Source organism: Chitinophaga sedimenti (assembly GCF_023156195.1).
In the GTDB taxonomy this organism is placed as follows: Bacteria; Bacteroidota; Bacteroidia; order Chitinophagales; family Chitinophagaceae; genus Chitinophaga; species Chitinophaga sedimenti.
The window spans coordinates 1,162,156-1,180,180 of record NZ_JAKUKA010000001.1 but is presented as its reverse complement, the minus strand read 5'-3'; the positions used below and the strand labels follow the sequence as shown (position 1 = coordinate 1,180,180).

Annotated in this window: 15 protein-coding genes and 3 pseudogenes; 2 read left to right on the top strand and 16 right to left on the bottom strand. The window is 52.1% G+C overall.

Annotated features, from left to right (window positions below; genetic code table 11):
* Positions 1-3 precede the first annotated feature (3 nt).
* Positions 4-1,208, bottom strand: a pseudogene (locus tag MKQ70_RS06755) (alpha-L-fucosidase); the annotation flags it as partial.
* 132 nt (positions 1,209-1,340) lie between these two features.
* Here MKQ70_RS06755 and MKQ70_RS06750 point away from each other — a divergent pair.
* On the top strand, positions 1,341-1,781 hold the full coding sequence (locus MKQ70_RS06750; RefSeq protein WP_248069423.1) for a hypothetical protein: 441 nt from the start codon (positions 1,341-1,343) through the stop codon (positions 1,779-1,781).
* A gap of 44 nt (positions 1,782-1,825) precedes the next feature.
* Entirely contained in the window at positions 1,826-2,218 is a 393-nt protein-coding gene (locus tag MKQ70_RS06745) for a helix-turn-helix domain-containing protein (RefSeq protein ID WP_248069421.1), read from the top strand.
* A 642-nt stretch (positions 2,219-2,860) separates the two neighbouring features.
* Here the strand turns inward: MKQ70_RS06745 and MKQ70_RS06740 are convergent.
* From MKQ70_RS06740 to MKQ70_RS06675, 15 genes and pseudogenes are all read right to left on the bottom strand, one after another.
* Positions 2,861-4,846, bottom strand: coding sequence for a RagB/SusD family nutrient uptake outer membrane protein (locus MKQ70_RS06740; protein ID WP_248069419.1), 1,986 nt, complete (start codon positions 4,844-4,846; stop codon positions 2,861-2,863).
* A gap of 10 nt (positions 4,847-4,856) precedes the next feature.
* Positions 4,857-5,012 (bottom strand): hypothetical protein, encoded by a 156-nt coding sequence (locus MKQ70_RS06735; RefSeq protein WP_248069418.1) that lies wholly within the window; start codon positions 5,010-5,012, stop codon positions 4,857-4,859.
* 53 nt (positions 5,013-5,065) lie between these two features.
* Positions 5,066-7,684 carry a SusC/RagA family TonB-linked outer membrane protein gene (locus MKQ70_RS06730; protein ID WP_248069416.1) on the bottom strand — a complete coding sequence of 873 codons (2,619 nt, stop codon included), beginning with the start codon at positions 7,682-7,684 and terminating at the stop codon, positions 5,066-5,068.
* Complete coding sequence (locus MKQ70_RS06725) at positions 7,681-8,076, bottom strand: carboxypeptidase-like regulatory domain-containing protein (protein ID WP_248069415.1); 396 nt, start codon at positions 8,074-8,076, stop codon at positions 7,681-7,683. Before MKQ70_RS06725 ends, MKQ70_RS06730 begins: the two co-directional genes overlap by 4 nt.
* 449 nt (positions 8,077-8,525) lie before the next feature.
* Positions 8,526-10,199, bottom strand: a complete 1,674-nt coding sequence (locus tag MKQ70_RS06720) for a glycoside hydrolase family 2 TIM barrel-domain containing protein (protein ID WP_248069414.1) — start codon at positions 10,197-10,199, stop codon at positions 8,526-8,528.
* 42 nt (positions 10,200-10,241) lie between these two features.
* Positions 10,242-10,937: a sugar-binding domain-containing protein gene (locus tag MKQ70_RS06715; protein ID WP_248069413.1), complete on the bottom strand. Its 696-nt coding sequence runs from the start codon at positions 10,935-10,937 to the stop codon at positions 10,242-10,244.
* Between the two features lie 91 nt (positions 10,938-11,028).
* Positions 11,029-11,397, bottom strand: a complete 369-nt coding sequence (locus MKQ70_RS06710; protein ID WP_248069412.1) for a helix-turn-helix domain-containing protein — start codon at positions 11,395-11,397, stop codon at positions 11,029-11,031.
* Entirely contained in the window at positions 11,364-13,592 is a 2,229-nt protein-coding gene (locus MKQ70_RS06705; RefSeq protein WP_248069411.1) for a hybrid sensor histidine kinase/response regulator transcription factor, read from the bottom strand. Before MKQ70_RS06705 ends, MKQ70_RS06710 begins: the two co-directional genes overlap by 34 nt.
* Positions 13,589-14,107, bottom strand: a complete 519-nt coding sequence (locus MKQ70_RS06700; RefSeq protein WP_308198955.1) for a two-component regulator propeller domain-containing protein — start codon at positions 14,105-14,107, stop codon at positions 13,589-13,591. The genes MKQ70_RS06705 and MKQ70_RS06700 overlap by 4 nt, the downstream gene beginning before the upstream one ends.
* Positions 14,029-14,244, bottom strand: a complete 216-nt coding sequence (locus MKQ70_RS06695; protein WP_248069409.1) for a hypothetical protein — start codon at positions 14,242-14,244, stop codon at positions 14,029-14,031. Before MKQ70_RS06695 ends, MKQ70_RS06700 begins: the two co-directional genes overlap by 79 nt.
* A gap of 29 nt (positions 14,245-14,273) precedes the next feature.
* Positions 14,274-14,792, bottom strand: a pseudogene (locus MKQ70_RS06690) (two-component regulator propeller domain-containing protein); the annotation flags it as partial.
* A gap of 83 nt (positions 14,793-14,875) precedes the next feature.
* Positions 14,876-15,037: pseudogene (locus MKQ70_RS42045) on the bottom strand (two-component regulator propeller domain-containing protein); the annotation flags it as partial.
* 206 nt (positions 15,038-15,243) lie between these two features.
* Entirely contained in the window at positions 15,244-16,170 is a 927-nt protein-coding gene (locus MKQ70_RS41020) for an OmpA family protein (protein ID WP_248069403.1), read from the bottom strand.
* A gap of 100 nt (positions 16,171-16,270) precedes the next feature.
* Complete coding sequence (locus MKQ70_RS06680) at positions 16,271-16,984, bottom strand: tetratricopeptide repeat protein (RefSeq protein ID WP_248069402.1); 714 nt, start codon at positions 16,982-16,984, stop codon at positions 16,271-16,273.
* 18 nt (positions 16,985-17,002) lie between these two features.
* On the bottom strand, positions 17,003-18,004 hold the full coding sequence (locus MKQ70_RS06675; protein ID WP_248069401.1) for a PorP/SprF family type IX secretion system membrane protein: 1,002 nt from the start codon (positions 18,002-18,004) through the stop codon (positions 17,003-17,005).
* Positions 18,005-18,025: the final 21 nt, after the last annotated feature.

The following is an 18,025-nucleotide window of genomic DNA, read 5'->3' as shown; positions in this document are numbered from 1 at the left end:
ATCAATCGATCCATTTCCTTTCACCGGCACGTTCAACAGGAAGTTACCGTTTTTGCTGACAACATCCACCAGTGTTTGCACCACTGTTTTGGCGGACTTATACCACTTGTTTTCATAAACCCGTTTATCGTAATGCCACGAGCCAAGACAAGTATCCGTTTGCCAGGTAAAGGGCTCTATCCTGTTGCTTTGTCCGCGTTCGATATCCCATACCATACACTTCCGCTGCATTTCGTCCAGGATTTTGCCATTGATCACCGCCTTCAACGTTCCTTTATTTCGTTTGATACTTTGATTGTAGTGGTGTGCGGCGATCTGCAACCCGATATCATTCAGCGGATAAAAGGGCAATACCGTGTCATCAAAATAAATCAGCTCCGGCTCGTATTTATCGATCAGTTCGAGGGTACGTTTTAAAAACTTATCACAATAGGCTTTAGATGGCGGTGTTACGCCGTTCCCCCAGTTCCATTGCTGGTGGATCATTCCATCATCTCCGCTGTTTTTGCTCAGCGGATGGTCTTGCGCATACAGGGCCTGCGGATCCATGCCATCCCACCAGGCGCCTTTGCCATCTTTGGCAGTCAACTTGCCATCGTACGGTACACCCGCCATCGGGCCGGACTTGTCTGCCCGTTGTGCTGTTTCGAACCAGCTCCGTGCATGTGCGGCATGTACGCTTACACCGAACGGCAGTCCGGCTTTTTTGCAGCCTTCGCCCATCCCCCGATAATATCTTTCCCGGGGCCCACATTTACGGAGTTCCACGACTGGTGTGTGGAGTTCCAGAGGTCCAGATTATCGTGGTGATTGGCCATGGCGAAGAAGTACTTCGCCCCCACTTTTTTGTACAGCGACACGAGATATTCCGGGTTCCACTGATCGGCTTTCCACTGATGGATCACATCTTTGAAACCGAATTTGGACGGATGACCGTAACGCTGTAAATGGTACTTATACTGGCCGCTGCCTTCCTGGTACATGCCACGGGCGTACCAGTCGCCGTACTCCGGCTCACACTGCGGGCCCCAATGCGCCCAGATGCCGAATTTGGCATTGCGGTACCATTCCGGCACCGTGTAACCGCCCAGGGACTCCCATGTTGGCTTAAACTTAAAAGGTGCCGGCGAAAAAGCGCCTGCTTGCCTGGACAGCAGGTAGGCCGGTACGGACAGGCCCAATTGTTTGATCAGTGTTCTTCTATTCATATACGCAACGCGGGATTTGGTGGAATGGTCTCAAAATAACCCTAACGCCGTTTTTCCACGCACTATAAATAAGACTTTATTTTATTCAAATCCGACCTTCTGCCCTATCACTATATTCCTTATTTTCATGCCATGAGCAGCCGCCTCCTGAAACACGCTTTCTCCTTACTCCATGTAGACCATGTTCGCCTGAACGCCCAATGGAACTACAAACACGTGATTAGTCCCTACTACAGGATGTACTATATCGACGACGGCGAAGGCATGGTATCGGGGGAGCGCGACAAGGTAACGCTGGAACCCGGTCATATTTATCTTATTCCGAGCTTTACCCTGTGCAACCTCAGTTGCCCTTCGTACCTCAGCCAGTACTTTATCCAGTTTTTTGAAGCGGCCCCGGACGGCATCTCGCTCTTTTACAACAGCCGCCAGCTAATGAAGCTGCCCGCCACTGACACCGATATCGCCAATTTTAAAAGGATGCTGGCCATCAACCCGGGCAGAGGCATTAACAGGTCGGACAACCCGAAGGTGTATGAAAAGACGCCTATTACCGCGAGTACCGTGAATTAAACAACCTCCAGAGCGACGCGGTGTACCTTGAAACACAGGGCATATTGTTGCAACTGCTGTCCCGGTTCGTGAGTAATGCGCGGCAAACGGGGGCACAGATCATCCCTTCTAAAATACTGGACACCATTTCCTATATACAGCTGCACCTGGCCGAAAAGCTGACCATTGCGCACCTGGCAGCACGTGTAACCCAGCACCAGGATTACTTTTCGCGCCAGTTCCAGAAGTTTACCGGCATGCGGCCGCTGAGCTATGTGCATGAAAAACGGATAGAGCGCGCACAGTACCTGATCGCTACCAGCAGTACGCCATATGCGGATATTGCGGAGCAGCTTGGGTTTGAAAGCCTACCCCACTTTTCGAAGGTGTTTAAAAAAGTGACGGGGATGACGCCGAACCAGTACCGGTTGCAGAACAGGTCGTTGAACGTGATATGAGCAAAATGCGTGTACTCATACAAACTGGCCGCTTTCAGCCGGTTGAGGAATACAAATCCCCCTTACCTATATATGATAAAGCAGACCATTTTCTTAACCAATATGTCAAAAAACTTACCGCGCCTGGCCTCCATCTTACGACGATCGACAGGCTGGGATTTCACCCCTTTTGGGTGACGTTTTACAAAGATACTATCGTGAAATACCGATATGGGTTACGATGTAACGAAGCTGCATAAACGCTGTAGTGACCCCCATTTTGGACGTATGAACGGTGCCTGATCGGCTGAAACCCTTTACTGGCGTGGGGTAAAACTTGTACCAATTATATTTATATTTTGTTTATGCTTAACAATCAATCATATAGACCTTTGCTATTGCAGCATACACCTCGTATTAACTATTTAGAATACTGAATATAGTTCGGACATCCTATATGCATCCTGTATGGATCCTATAAGGTGGGGTAGCATGGTGGCGGGTTTCAGCGGATCAGCATATAGGATGTATAGAGGATCCCTATAGGAAAGCCCCCCGTTACCTGGGGGCAACTGGGGCTGGCTATTTATGCTGCATAAAAAAAAGACCCCGCCACTTTCGTGACGGGATCTATCCTTTTCTATCTGTGATTCGTAAACAATGCTATTGAACACCCTGTCCAGCCACCATCGGCCAGCCCGGGTTCTGATAAATCGGCGATGTACCGAGATCAGCACCATTGGCGGTGATCGTGAAGTGCTGGATCGCGATCGGGCTCAGGTAGTGCGCCAGGTTCCAGCGTACGCCGTTGTAGCCGATAGCGTTATTGCGGATCTCGTAGGGACGCAGGTATTGGCTCAGTGCCGGGTCGGACACTACGGCGGCAGAATTGCCACCACCGTACACCAGTTGTGCAGGTGTATACCAGTTTCTCATCGGGCCCCACAGTTTAAAACCTTCTACGTGGTAAGGTGTGGCGATCATCTGATCCAGCGCTCTCCAACGTTTCAGGTCCATCATACGCAGGCCTTCCGCCATTAATTCGTTACGACGTTCGCGGCGAATGTTGTACAGGGTAGGGTTTATCAGCTGGTTGGCAGAGTAAGCGCCCCAATCCTGTGTTTCTTTCGCCATTTCGGTAGCAGCAATGGTAGCGGCAATATCGGTGCTCACTTTTGCACGGGCGCGCAGTTTCTGCCAGTAATCCATCGCGGTTACGTCCAGTGCGCCGGTTTTTTCGTAAGAAGCTTCTATATAGTTCAGGTAAGCTTCGCTCGCCCTGAAGGTGATGCTGCCGGTGAAACCCTGACCGTTGTTGGTCTGCGCGCCATCGTAGCTCAGCCCCTTACGGATAGCGTAACCTGTAGAGTACTTGCTTTCCCAGCTGGATACCCAGATTTGCGGGATCGGTTCTATCGCAGTACCATGCGTACCCGCGGTAGCGTTCAGCAGGATGTTGCGCTGTCCTGGTTGTTTCAAAAACAATTGCAGGCGGCCGTCGCGGTCAGCGCGGATGGTTTGCAGGGAGTCATCGCCCTGGTAACCGCTGCCGGCGGCGTAAATGGGTAAACCATTTGCCATCAGGAAGCTTTCTACCATGCTTTTAGTAAGACCTACACCGTAGTTGCCGCTCTGTGCGTATACCGGCACGTTGTGCGTAACGATGGCAGTGGCATACTGGCGCCAGAGCAATACTTCGCTGTAGCCAGACATGTTCACCGCGCTAAACATATTGAAATAAGGATTTTCATTGTTAGGCGACTCGATGATGCCTGTGTTATTGACCAGCTGTACCGCATCGGCTACCGCTTTTGAAGCCACCATCGCCTCGTTCAGGAAGAACTCGATCTCACCATCGATGCTGCCGGATTTGAACTGGTAGTTTGCATTGTAAGATTTTTCCTTACCAGGCCAGCCCGGACCATTTGGTACCAGCGCCGTTCCTTTGAAGTACTTCAGCCAGGTGCCTTCGTACAGGGCTACCCTTGACTTGAACAACTGTGCAACGGGTTTGGATATACGGCTTTTTCCGTTGGGTGAGCTGGTCTGCAATAATGTAATCGCAGAATCCAGGTCCGACAGGATGAAGCGCGCCACTTCCGTGCGCGGCGCACGCTGGCTCGCTGCTACCAGCGGTTCGCGGCTATCGGGCAGTACCGAACGCACGATCGGGAAATCACCCAGCGCCTGCAGTTTATTAAAGTATTCGAAAGCGCGCAGGAAATACATCTCACCAATATAATGGTCGATGTTGGTGGTGTTACCAATAATCTGTTTGGCCGTCCATTTCGGGATCACTTTTTCGAGGAAGTAGTTCATCTGGTAGATGTTCCCAAAGCTCCAGTCGCCACCTTCAGCGCCTACACGCCATTGGCCCGGTACCCAGCGTTCGTTGATGGTGGGTGTGGCCATATTATCGGTATTGCCATCGGTACCAAACGTGCCGAAGCTCCAGTTGCCATGTGAAGGCAGGATATCATATCGCGCAATGGCATATGCCGCCAGCTGCGATTCTTCGTTCAGGTAATTTTCAGGAATGATAGCGGATGGGGGCTGCTGCTCCAACACTTTGGTACAGGAAGCGGCAAACACCGTGGTGGCTACGAGGCCAGCGGCAATAACACTTTTATAGTTATTCAGCAATTTCATGTTCGTTAGTTTAGAAGGTTACACTGATACCACCAGCAATCACTTTTTGCAGCGGGTAAACGCTACCGCCCGAGCCACCGTCGATTGTTTCCGGATCGAACATGGTAGCGGTTTTAGTACCGGTCCACAGGTTTTCGCCAGACAGGTACACACGCAGGTTCTGCATGCGCAGTTTGCTGGTGATGTTGGCTGGTACGGTGTAGCCGATCTGCAGGTTTTTCAGACGGATATAAGAAGCATCCTGCAGGTAGCGGGTTTGTGTTTCTGGTTACGGCCACTGTTAAACAGCGGACGGGCGTAGTAAGAATTCAGGTTTTGGCCAAGCGGATGGCTTTCATCGGCGCGGAAGTAATCTTCATGCTCCTTGAAACCGGTCGACCACCAGATGTTGTTGGTGGCACCCCAGAAGAAGTAGCTGCCCTGCCAGTAATCGCGTTTCATAACACCCTGGAAGAATGCGCGTACATCGAAGCCTTTCCAGCTGGCATTTGCATCGAAACCAAAAGTGTAACGCGGAGTGCTGTTGCCGATCACGCTCAGGTCACCGGGATTACCTTCGGTCGAGTTACCTTTATCGATCTTGCCATCACCGTTGATATCTTTATACATGATATCACCTGCACCCCACTGGTTACCGATAGCGCTCTGGCCGCCGTTGGTCAGTTTATTCAGATGACCGTCCATTTCTTCCTGGCTTTTCGCAATGCCGATCGTCGTCAGGCCCCAGATGTCGCCGAGTTTCTGGCCTTCGCGGTAAGTGCTGAGGGCGCCGGTTTTATTCGGATAACGGGTAACGGTTGTCTGGAAGTCAGACAGCAGGAAACGGAAGCTGTAGTTCAGACCATTGTCCAGGCGATCGTTCCAGGTTACTTCCGCTTCAAAACCGCGGGTTTTCAAGTCGGTATTGTTGGTTTGCGGAACAGCAGTACCCAGTGATACGGGCAGTTCCGGGGCAGGGCCCACCATGTTGAGCGTTTTACGCTCGAACACCTCGAATGAACCGGTCAGCCTGTTTTTCAGGAAACCGAAATCTATACCAACGTTGGAACTTTTGATGGTTTCCCATGTAAGCGTGGAACTCACCAGGCCGGGAGCGCTGGCCGTGTTCGGACGCACGCCATTGATTAACCAGGCGCCGTTTGCGGTGCCCACCGGCATGGTTACATAAGTAGGATACCAGTTGTTGGTATTCTGGTTACCCAACTCACCATAAGAACCACGGAGTTTCAGCAGGCTAACCACGTTAGACCAATCCTGCGCGAAAGCTTCCTGGGTAATGTTCCAACCTGCAGACACAGACGGGAAGAGCCCCCAGCGGCTATCGGAACGGAACCTGGAAGAGGCGTCGTAACGCATGTTCGCTTCCAGCAGGTAACGGCCATCGTAATCATAGTTCAAACGACCGAAGAAGCCCCGGATACCCCAGTTCTGGTACTGGCCGGAAACGCCCGGAGGCACCACGGTACCTGCGTTGTTTACGCCGGAAGTAGTGTTCAGCGTAGGATTACCCGGTACGATCACACCCTGGCGAACAGCGCTCAGGTCACGATATTTGGTCAGCTCCGACTGGAAACCGAGCATGAATTTCGTGTTGTGCTTCTGCGCAAAACGTTTGCTGTATTCTGAATAGATGTTCGTGTTGAAGTAGTTCTCTTTATAACCATATTCATATACTTCTGAATATGCATCATAGATGTATGGGTTACCGGCTACGTCGTGGTTGTAGATTTTCTGTACATCCCAGTGACGGAAATCGGTGCGGGAACGGTAGTTCAGTTCCGCGAACGTTTTCCAGCCTGCGATAGGCTCAGCCACGATCTGCAGCTGCTGGTAGTTCCAGGAACGCTGGTTGGCGTCCTGGCCGCCGTCCCTCATTTTCAATGCGGGAGAAGGGGCACTGTACAGGAAACCATTGGGATCATACAAAGGCAATGTAGGCCAGCCCTGCCTGCCCAGGTCCTGGTAAAAACCGTCGGTCATGGCAGACGGACGATCGTATCCTTCATAAATGAAACGGTTGGTGTAGTTCACCGTGACTTCGTCGGATATTTTACCGCTTACTTTAGCGGTGATGCCGTAACGGTCATAATGGTCCGTGTTGAAACGCATCATACCTGCCTGCTTCATGGCGTTGCCGGAGAGGTAATAGCTGATGCGATCAGTACCACCCTGGAGGCTGAGGTTGTGCTCCTGGGAAAACGCTGAACTCTTGTACATCTCACCATACCAGTCTACGTTGGCATTACCAAAACCGTAACCGTCGGCCCAGCGGGTGGGGTTGGTCGGGTTAGGAATAATGCTGTTTTTGTTGGTTCCGTCCTGGTAATCTTTAATACGCTGCAGGTGCTCGGGCGAGAAGAACGCTCCGCTGCCTGCGTTGGTATTACCGTCGTTCCAGTACAGGGCGAACGTGTAAGAATCCATTTGTTTTGGCAGCAATACCGGGCGGGAAGAACGGAAGCTGTTATTATAATTCAGACTGGGTTTGCCTGCCTTGCCTTTTTTGGTGGTGATCAGTACCACGCCGAATGCGGCGCGGGAACCGTACACGGCGGAAGCAGATGCATCTTTCAGTACAGAAATGGTTTCAATATCCTGCGGGTTGATCGCGTTCAGGGAACCTTCCATACCATCCACCAGGATCAGCGGGCTGGAAGAGGAAGTTCCGATCGTACCCAGACCACGTATATTGATACTTGGGTTGCTTTCCAGCGAACCGTTATTCTGGGAAATGTTCAGCCCTGTTGCGAGCCCCTGTAAGGCCTGCGATGCACTACGCACCGGCCTGTCGGCCAGCTGTTTGGAGGTTACAGTAGATACAGAACCGGTCAGGTTCACTTTTTCTGCGTACCAAAACCTACCACCACTACGTCGGTGAGGTCGGTGCTGAAGGGTTTTAATATGATAGTGCCCGCAGATTCACCGTTCACGGTTACTTCCTGCGGTGCATAACCTACGGAGGAAATGAGGAGGATAGCACCCCTGGAGGCATTGATGGTAAATTTGCCGGAAGCATCAGTCCAAACGCCGGTAGATGTACCTTTTACCTGGACGGTCGCTTCGGACACACCGCGCCTGGCAGTGTCCAACACCTCCCCTTTTACAGGGATGGTTTGTGCGGAAGCCTGGCCGGTTAACATCATTAATAGGAGCAGCAGTGGCGCGCAGCTCAGTATACGGATAAAGAACGGAGCAGCAGTACGTCTCCGTGGATACGTGCAAATTTTCATTACAAGCAAGATTTAGAGCGGTTTAAGAAAAACGAACCGTCCGCGGAACGATTCGGGCGAACACTCAGCCGCACCTGCAACGTGGGCAGCGGTACGGCGTTCAACATGGAAAGAGGTAGACTGTTCATATTCATACGATAATCAATAGTTCACAGTTTATGTTGGTGATGTGCGTTGCTATCTGGAAAGCTGGCAGTGGAATCCCTTTATATTGACGCCGTTAGTCGCGGCGCCGGCAAGCCGACATGTATGGAAGGTATTCGTTTTCATACGCGTGGGTATTAAGGATTAAACCATCAGTTTGTGGAATTAAATCGTTCTATTGCATTTGTAAAGTAGCGCTTAATCGTTCAGCAAGAGAGGGGACAAATCGTAAAAAAGGGGGACAAATTCGACCTGCAATAAATCAAACATGATTCATTATCAGCGATTTGTCCCCATCAACCTTCTTAGCGGGCCGGTAACGTCAGCGTTACCGGTTGCAAATACGGGCTAGAAAATGTCACTTTAACCGCTCCTGCCTTTTGCGCAGGTTGGAGATAGGCCAACAGTCTGCCCATGTATGCGCGTTGTTTATTATCGGTATAATCGCCCATGTCGGTATTGTCACCACCTTCCAGTCCCGGGAGTTTGGCCTGCCCCTCGATGGTGCAGGTAATATTATTATCCGCCAGTACTACGGGGCGGTTTTCTTCATCCACTACGGTTACAACTACCTGGGCCACGTCGCCGCTGCCTGCGTTGGTTGCCAGCAACCGGAACGGGCGGCCCGACGTCTGGATCGTCATATTGGCCACCGCAGCGCCATTATTCAGGGCCACGGCTTCCAGTTTACCCGGCTGGTAGGCAACGTCCCAGAATATTACGCCGGTAGCATCGTCGTGGGCACGGGCGGCGCCCACCTCTTTACCGTTCAGCAGCAGTTTTGCCTGGGCAGCGTTGGTATACGCCACTACCCTCACGGTATCGCCGGCTTCAAAGTTCCAGAGGGCGGGTGCATTGGTCATTTGCCCCCTGCTTCCCCGGCCGCGGGCAATAGCACCTACGTAAATCACCGGCTCCTCCGCCCACAATGACCTGCGGTAGTAACCCAATGGCTTTACGAATCCGCCAAAATCCATCAACCCGGAATAAAAACCCCTCGATGGCCATGGCCCGGACTCACCCAGGTAATCGATACCGGTCCAGAGAAACTGTCCGAAAATGTTTTTGCTGTCACGCACTGCCTTCCAGGCGGCAAAGTCGTGGCGGTTTTCGCTGCCGTAAATAATGCGCTTAGGATAAGTTTTATGGTCCTGTACGTAACGGTTCTCCGTATAGTTGTAACCCGCAACATCCAGCGCACCGGGATAACCGGTATAGTTACTCATGATTACACCTGCCAGCGCCGCCGTAACGGGACGGGTAGTATCGTGCGTTTTCACCACTTTGGCCAGTTTTTCTGCAATCACGCCCAGTTCCATCGCGTCCGGGGCATCCTTACGATAACCGCCATAGGCTTTTTGTCCGAAGGTGGCGGTATCGAGCACCGGGTGTGAGTAGGGATCATTGGGATAATCCACTTCGTTACCGATGCTCCACATAATAATAGAAGGATGACGCCTGTCGCGCAGCACCAGGTCGGCCATGTCACGCTCGCCCCATTCTTCAAAGTTCGGCGCATAGCCGTCGAAGCCGGGAGTTCCCACGTTCCAGCCTTCTACCCATTTACGTTTAGGATGCTTCCATTCGTCAAAACCTTCGTCCATTACCAGCAGTCCCAGTTCGTCGCACAGGTCGTACAGGTCTGGATTAGCCGGATTGTGGCTGGTCCTTACGGCGTTACAACCAAGTGTTTTCAGCGTTTTCAATCTCCGCTCCCATACCGGCCGGGGTACGGCGGCGCCGAGTACACCTGCGTCGTGGTGCAAACAAACGCCTTTCAGTTTCATCCATTCGCCATTAAGGGCAAATCCATTATCCGGATCGAAGCGGATGATGCGGAAACCAACGGAAGTCAGTTCTTTATCCAATACCGCTTTGCCCTTTTGCACCGTGGTTTGCAGGGTGTATAAGTTGGGCGAGGCCACCGACCAGGCGCGGGCGCCCGGCACTTTAAGGGCAACACTCACCTCCTTTTTCACCGGCGACGAGTTTTACCGTTTTAGTGGCGGTGGCCAGTACTTTCAGGGTTCTTTTATCCAGACGCGCTGTTGCAGCGTAATGTTCGCCGCCTGCGCGCTGCTGTTTTCCACGGTACTGCTGATAGTCACGGATGCGCCATCTTTGCCGATGCTGCGGGTGTAGTAGTTGGTGCCCCACTGCTGTAAATGCACGGGATGGGTGGCACGCAGGTACACATTCCGGCTGATGCCCGACCCTGCATACCAGCGGGAATCATTGTATTTGGTACGATCTACCCGCACCGCCAGCATGTTCGTTTCGCCCACTTTCAGGTAAGGCGTGAGGTCATATGAAAAGGAGATATAACCGTTAGGGCGTTTGCCCGTGCTTTTACCATTGATAAATACCTCGCTGTTATTGGATACACCTTCGAAGTAGATGCTTATCTGTTTGTCCTTATAGGCAGGATCGATCACCAGCGTTTTACGGTACCAGCCGATGCCACCGGGAAGATAACCGGCCGCGCTCGCGAGGGAGGGATTATAGGGCTGGTGCACTGACCAGTCGTGCGGAAGATCTACTGTTTTCCAGTTACCATCTTTAAATGTTGGATTGGCGGCGTCATTCGCCTCGCCCAGGAAAAATTTCCAACCGGCCGAGATCAGCTGCGACCGCTCAACCGCCTGTGCGTTGGCAACCTGCGGGCTAAACAGGTACAGGGTCATCCACGTGCCGACGACTGCTATTGCTCTTATCATAACGTTTACTTTTTTTAAGGAACGCTTAAAAATAGATAAGGGCCTGCACTGTAAAAGGGGGGTAAATGATAAAAAAAAAAGGGGGTAAATTCTACCTTGCCTTCCTGTTTCCCAGCGGTTGCCGGTACTTTTTAATGAAGTTCGACGGTGTTACCCCGAACAACTTGACGAACTGCTCCCGGAAGTACTTGATATCGTTGAAGCCGGTCTGCATCGCCACCTGACTGATGGCTGCCCCGGTGGTGATCAATAATTCGGCGGACTTCCGCAGGCGGAGACTCCGGATAAACTCAACGATGGTTAGCCCCGAAAGCGATTTGATGCGCCGGTATAACGTAGGGTGACTTACGCCCAGCTCCCTGCAAAATGCCCGGATGCCGAATTCGGGATCATCCATATGTCGTTCGACCACGGCAATACAGTTGTCTACAAACTCCTTATGCTCAAAGTCGAAGCCCATGGTTGGCCGGGCCAGTACAGAATCCGGAAGTACTGCTGCATGCGGCTTTTTGCCCGGAGAATGTTCTCCACGCGGGCCACGATTATGTTCCGGTCAAAGGGTTTGCCGATATAATCATCCGCGCCCACATCGAAACCGCTCACTTTCGATTGCTCCGATACGCTGCCGGTTAATAAAATGATGGGGATATGGGACAGGTGTTTTTCACCTTTGATTTTCTTACACAGGCTGATGCCGTCCATTTTGTCCATCATTACGTCGCTGATCACGATGTCCGGCAACTTCTCGCGGATCAGGTCGTAACCGGCTTCGCCGTCGCTGGCAATATACACCGTGAACGTTTTCTCAAAAACCTGGTGCAGGTACGAGCGAAGTTCGGGATCATCGTCGACCACGACCATGGTCGGCAGTCCCGACACCACCTTTTCAATATCCCTGGCGGGATGATGCGGTTCCGGCTCCACGTCGCCTATTATTGTGCCCACGCCGGCGACCAGCTCATTCAGCAAGCGCGATTCGGCCGGTGGCGCCGGTACGGCGATTTCCGCGCCGAACATATGCGTATTTTTTGTGAGCGCGAGCTTAAACAGGCTGCCTGCCCCCGGTTCCGTTTCAAAAGAAATCAACCCGGAATGCGCCTTGGCCAGTTTTTGCGAGACGTGCAGCCCGATACCAAAACCGGCCTGTGTTTTATCCGCCCCGCGGTAAAAAGATTCGAACAGGTGCGCCGCCACGTCCGGGGCAATCCCGGCGCCGGTATCTTTCACCCATACCTCGAACCGTTCTTCCTCCCGGTGTATCGTGATGTTCACCTCTCCTGCCTGCGTGTATTTGAGCGCGTTGGAGACGAGGTTGAACAATATAATTTCAATTTTCTCCCGGTCGCCATAAAAACAGGTGGCTTCTTCGGGCCTGGTATAAATAAGCGCTACATTCTTCGAGGTGGCGAGTTGCAGGAAACTTAAATACACATCGTTACAAATTTCTCCAAGATCCAGCTTTTCCCAACGCAGTTGCTGGTCTACCGACTCCACCTTTCTGAATAACAGCAGCTGGTCTACAAGACTGAGCAGGCGTTTCGCGTTGCGCTGTATCAATGTCAGCGTGGCATGCGCAGGGCGCACTTCCTCATCAGCCAGCAGGTCTTTCAGCGGGTTGATGATCAGCGTAAGCGGCGTCCGGAATTCATGGGATACGTGGGTAAAAAACGACAGCTTATTCTCCGTCATCTGCTTCTCCTGTAGTTTCTCCAGGTTGGCCAGCCGCAGTTCAAACTTCATCTGTTGCTGGCGTTTGCTGTAACGCAGGTATACAAAACCGGCGGCAAACAATGCCACGCCATATAACAAGTACGCCCACCAGGTAGCGTACCATGGCGGCAACACACGAACCGTAAGCAATACCGTATCTGCGCCCCAGGTACCATCACTTTTCGTAGTGCGTACATGCAATTTGTAGTTGCCGGCGCTGAGGCGGGAATACACCGCGTTGCGACTGCTGGCACCGGTGCTCCAGCTTCTGTCCCAGCCTTCCAGGTATACGGCATATCTTAACTTATCCGCATCATTAAAAGCAATCGCCGTAAAATCGATGGTCAGGTTAGCTTCGCTGGCAGGAATGGTAATGGAGCGGATAGTGCCGTCCATGACCCCGCGGATATACTTGTCATTACGATGGGCAGGCTGGTTGTTGATGCGTAAGCCGGTCAGCAGCACAGCGGGTTCGCGTTGCGCATTCTCAATATCGTCCGGCTTAAAAATGTTGAAGCCTTTTAGTCCGCCGAACATAAACTCACCGGACCGCAGCGCCAGTGCGGCATTGAAGCTAAACTGGTTGCTCTGCAGGCCATCAGCCTGGGTAAAATTCTTAAAGGTACCGGTGAAGGGATTAAAGCGTGATAAACCCGCGAAAGTGCTGATCCACAATTCTCCCTTTTTATCTTCCAGGATGCGCAGTACCGTATTATTCAGCAGTCCGTCATTAGTAGTGAATCTTTTGAAAGTACCTGTGGCTACATCGAACAACAACAAGCCGCCGCCACCGGTACCTACCCAGAGCTGGCCATTACCGGCATCGCGGATGCTCCGTACCGGGTAGCCTACCGGGAACTGCTGGTGTTTTTTACCAACAGGATCGATACGGATAATAGAAGAATAGCTGCCTGCCCAGAGGTGTCCCTGGGCATCTTCGGTCATGTCCTGCAGGTTGGTGAGCGCGGCATCAAAGAGTTCAAACTGGTCGGCCGCGCGGTCGTACAGGTACAGGCAACCATTGTTGGTAGCGCTTGCCCACAGCCGTTGTTGCGATCTTCGCGGATAAACCAGATATTGTTTTCATAGCGCGCCAGGGCCGGGTTGTAACAACGGTACTGCCTAAACGAACGGGCGCCCTTTGCCAGCCGGTTTACCCCGCCAAACCAGGTAGCGATCCACAAATTATCCTCGTGATCCTTTGTAATATTGGTCACGAAATTGCTGCTCAATGCACTTGTTTCTTTCGTGTAACGGGTGTATTGATTACTGCGCCGGTCCCAATACCAGATACCGCCGCCATCGGTACCTATCCACACGTTTTCATTCGTGTCCTCACTAAAAGAAAGAATGAAATTCGCGGCCAGGTCTTCCGGGCCATTTACAGGAAGCTGATCTTCCGGAACGGGTTGCGGCTGTTCTCCACGATGTTGATGCCACCGCGGAGCGTACCTACCCACTTCCTGTCTTCCTTGTCTACATAAATAGTGGCGATCGCGTTACTATTAATACCAGCGCCCGCTGCGCGGAACGGGTGGATCTGCTGGCTGTCGCGCGGCATCATCCACACGCCAAGTCCTTCGGTACTTACCCACAAATTATTTTCCGCATCATGTACAATGGCAGTTACCCACAAAGGCTGGGCAGCCCGGTTGGCAGAAAATGTACGATTGCTTTTACTGAAACTATAAAGCCCATTTTCGGCACCCACCCAGATGATATCGCCACCACCCAGCGCAATGCAGTTAGCCTTTTTACCGCTTCCGCTACAAACACCAGTTCATTACTATGCTCGTCATATTTATACAGGTTGTCGTCGGCCAGCGCCCACAGCTCGTTGCGGGCGGAATCGTAAGCAATAGAGCTGACCGAATAAGTGGAGGCCCCGCCTTTCACTTTCACCACGTCGCCCACCCGGCCGGGACCGGTGAACAACAGCAGCCCCCTGCCGGTACCCACAAATATCTTCCTGCCCTTCGGAATGATTCCCCGCGCACCACCACCGATAGCCGCCACCGTACCATCCGGCTGTTTATAACGGCAGTGATAGAACCGCCCCTGTAAAGGATTATATACCGTAAGTCCGGCCCTTGTGCCGATCCACATATTATACTCTCTGTCTTCGCTGATCGCAGATACCGGCTGTCGCCGATGGAGTTGGTATCTTCTATTACATTCCGGTACACCGTAAACGAATACCCGTCGTACTTATTCAGTCCGTCGTAGGTACCAAACCATAAAAAACCATGGTGGTCCTGGAAGATGGCGGTGATTACATTATTAGACAGACCATGGGTAATGTCGAGATAACGGACGATGGGTGTCCGGTCATTTCCACTCAGTGCAAGATGCAGGGTCAGTAAGAAGATCAGTAAACCTGTTCTTTTCATGGTGTGTCCAATTGCAATCGTTTCTGCGGGCTATACACGGTTGATTTCTCTGCCCGAATGTGCGTTCTCCGGCCGTAAGATAAACTATTTTCGCACTTAACTGTCTGTTTGACACATAAAAACCACTAACCCGCATTTGCTCTGCAATCGGTTACAAACAAGATAAGCCCGCTCTGGGAGCGGGCTTATAACTATCAAGAAATTTTCTATTTTACTTCCAGTTCGGAACGCCTGTTGGCTGCGTGTTCTTCTTCGTTGCAGGATACGCCGTCTTCACACTTGTTCACCGGTTCCAGTTCGCCTTTGTTGCTGTAGTACAAACGGCGGGGATCGATGCCCTTGCTGCCGAGGTAGTCTATAACGGACAGGCAACGCAACGCAGACAGGTCCATATTGTACTGGTAGCCACCACGACTATCCGCGAAGGAGGCAATCGTCAGCTTCCAGTCCGGTCTGCGTTTCAGGATAGCCGCCACTTCGTCGAGCAGTTGTTTTGATGCCGGCACCAGGCTGGCGCTTTTATAATCATAGAACAACTTGAGCGATTCCGGGGTGTGTTTGTCGGCGGCTTCGTCCGCGTTGTTATAAGTTGCGGCGGGTTGGGGCGCTGGTTGCGTTACTGGATTTACCTTCGCTTGTATGGTAAACGCGTAAATGTCATCGCTACCCGCGCCACCTGGCCGGCCGGAAGCCATATACGCCTGTTTACCATTGCGGGCCACCACCAGTCCGAGCTCGTCGGCACCCGAATTGATGGGTGCTTTCATATTCTCCGGCATCTCCCATTGCGCCTTTTCTCCTTTCGTGCGGTAAATATCATATCCTCCTAAACCGGGAAAGCCTTTGCTGGAAAAATACAGCAAACCATCTTCGTTGATCGTGGGAAACGTTTCCGCTGCTACGGTATTGATCGTACGGCCACAATTTACCGGTCCACCCCAATTGCCATCTTCCTGTTTTTCCGTATACCAGATGTCGGTTTCCCCAATGCCGCCGGGACGATCGGACACGAAGTACAGCACACTCCCTTCGCTGTTTAATACCGCGTGGCTGGAGGAATACCCAGTCACATTAATCCCGGGCAGCAATACCAATTTACCCCATTTGCCTGCTATTTTAACCGACTGGAACACTGGAGCTGCCGAACGCCATTTACGGGGCCTTTACGGTTGGTTACAGGTATGTCTTTACCCTGTATGTTGAGGGTCGCGTATAAAGTATCTTCTGCTTTGTTCAGGCAAACAGGGCCGACGTGAAAGTCATATTTGCCCACCAGCTCCGCGGCCAGTTCATCCGGTACATGACCGGGTTGCCCTGCGTGTTTTGCTGGTACGTATACACCTTGTAATAAGGGTGTTGGGTACGCAGGTCTTTATCCGGACGGTGCTCCGCGTTTACCAGCGTCCTGTAACCGTTGGACATCAACAACAGGCCATTACTTAACGTGCCGCTGACCAGGTCGGACCCCGGGGTGTTCAATGCTTTCATGGGAGTAAGTTGCACCGCCGGACCAGCCTTCATCCACACGGCTGCGCTGTCGCAACTTTGCAGCCCGATCGCTTTTAACCGGAGGCTGTCGGCATTTGCCGTGGCGAATAAAACATATTGCTGCCGCGCGGCATCGTACTGCTCCAGCTGCCGCAGCGTTTCGCCATATTCGAAGTACACGCCTGCCGGATGTCCGGGCCGGGCGATCAATTGCTGATAAACGGCCGCGGCGTCGTTGTAACGGCCTGTTTCCCGGAAGCTGTGCGCCATTTTCAGCAGCGTGTTCAACGGTGTTTTATCACCTTTGCGCGCCTGTCGCTGGTATAATGCGCCAGCTACTGCATATTCTTCCCTTGCATAGGCTTCATCGGCCAGCTGGTGTACACTTTTCTGCTCCTGTGCATACCCGCCGCCGGCAATAGCCATCATCAATATTGTCGATAAACTACGTCGTATCATACGTTGTTTGTAATAAGGTTAAAAATACCGCGGGTTCTGCACGGTGAACTTCCTGGAAGGGATTAAAAATCCGAGTGACAGCTCATGCGATCCATCTTCATAGGCCGCCATTTTATTCACGTTCATGTCGTACGAATAACCGATGCGCAGCTGTTTGGTCGCATAAAATTCCACCATGGCGCTGGCGGCGTTCTGTTGCTGCAGGTTGCGCTGCAACTCCGTTTTGCGCCAGATGTTCACATTGGTGCGATAAGAACCGCCTACCCATAACATCTCTCCGATCAGCAGGAATGCATTGAGATCTACACTGCTGGGGCCTTTAAAATCTTCCTTGATAAGAAAAGAAGGTTTCAGCTGCAGGTTTTCACCCAGCGGGAACACGGTACCGGCAGTGAGATACATATGCTGCGTTTTACGGATGGTCGAGTAATTATTCCCCTTCCAGTTGTACCGCGAAGCGTCGGTATACAGTGAGAACAGGTCCATTACCGACACGCCGGCATAAAACCTGGAAGTCGAATAGTACACACCGAACCGCGCATCGGGCACCCAGGTACTTGTTTTCCCCGGTGTAATGGCCATATCTTCGTTATCGATGTACTGTAACGCCGACCCGTCGATGGAATACTGTGTAACACCTGCACCGATGCCGAAGCTGAGGCGTTTTGTATTTTCGGCGTCCAGCGGAATGCGGTAGGCATAAGAGCCATAGGCTGACAGGACCTGCTGCGGTCCCAGCTGATCGAACAGCAGCTGGCCACCAAGTCCTACCCTGCCTTCGCTGCCGGGCGTCACACCATCTACCGATATGCCGCCCGTACGTGGAGCACCGGGAAAGCCCGCCCACTGGTGGCGATACGTGGCATTCAGGTAAAGGTCTTCTTTGTACCCCGCATACGCAGGGTTGATGCTCAGGCCGTTGAAAACGTACTGGCTGAACTGTATGTTCTGTTGCGCCATGGCGCGTCCTCCTGTGATAAGCAGCAGGGTGATTACCGCTGCTCTGATTACTGTTTGCATCTTTTCACTTTTATGATCAGC